Source organism: Pseudoalteromonas sp. SG45-5 (assembly GCF_014164085.1).
Lineage (GTDB): Bacteria > Pseudomonadota > Gammaproteobacteria > Enterobacterales > Alteromonadaceae > Pseudoalteromonas > Pseudoalteromonas aliena.
In genome coordinates this window covers 1-946 of record NZ_JACJEM010000128.1, presented here as the reverse complement: position 1 = coordinate 946, position 946 = coordinate 1, and the positions used below count along the sequence as shown (strand labels likewise).

Annotated in this window: 1 protein-coding gene; it reads left to right on the top strand. The window is 34.1% G+C overall.

Going from position 1 to position 946, the window contains the following annotated elements; translation table 11 throughout:
• Positions 1-249: 249 nt before the first annotated feature.
• Positions 250-834, top strand: coding sequence for a hypothetical protein (locus H5119_RS19935; protein ID WP_182703470.1), 585 nt, complete (start codon positions 250-252; stop codon positions 832-834).
• The last annotated feature ends 112 nt before the right edge of the window (positions 835-946 follow it).

The window sequence follows — 946 nt, the reverse complement described above, 5'->3', positions numbered from 1 at the left end:
TTATCTTCAATTGGGTATATTTCACCAGCTCAATATGAAACAGACTACTATGATAATTTAAACGAGTCAGGTAAAGTGGCCTGACTTAAACAAACTGGTCTCCGATGAACTCGGGGCGATTCATTCTGATGAAAAGGATAACCTTAAAAAACAATATTTTTCTCGAGAAGGTTTCCCATCTCAAACTGCAGTAAAAACTTACCAAGTACATCTGCCTGAAAATACCTCGATAGTAAAAGGTTTATATTGATGAAAAAGTTCATTTCTACTTTTATTGCACTTATACTATGCTCCTATTCATTTGCTGGAACTTTATTTCCAAAGCATGACATTAATGATCCTAAGTTATCTAAAAATACAGTAATGCAGCTATGTCAAAAAAGCCTGATGTATGCGCCTAGACAGCTTGAAAAATGGTGCGAAAAAGCATATGAAATGGGCTATTGGCAGGCGCTAGAAGTCATAAGTTTACATACAAATGATGGAAGCCGTTATATCACTGAAGCTCAAAGGCATGCTGAAAATGGCGATCCTGATGGGATTTTAGCATTAGCTTTTGTGTATGAGTCGGGGCGTTTTGTTACCCAGAATCTGCATAAATCGATTGCTTTATATAATCAATATTTAAATGAAAACCAGGGGATTGAAGAGGAAAAAATGAGAGTAAACAGAACTCATGAAGCTCTTTATTTGATATATACGGAGTTAGGTGATTTTGAAAAGGCAGCTGAACAGAAACGCTTTTTAGATGGAAGCAATTATATTGAAAGTAAAGAAGCTATATTAAAAAAACAAATACAAGAAGCGGGAATATCTATCGATTCAGAACAATAGAATGTGATTTTAGTTAAATAGATAGTTTGATATTAACACGACAGATTTTATTGAAATATAAAGGAGCTATAAACGCCAGACTTTAGGCGTTTTAGAATTATTATGGAACAAC

What these genes read in the sequence shown, in the direction of transcription:
- H5119_RS19935 (WP_182703470.1), top strand. Translation starts at nt 250, where the DNA reads ATGAAAAAGTTCATTTCTACTTTTATTGCACTTATACTATGCTCCTAT.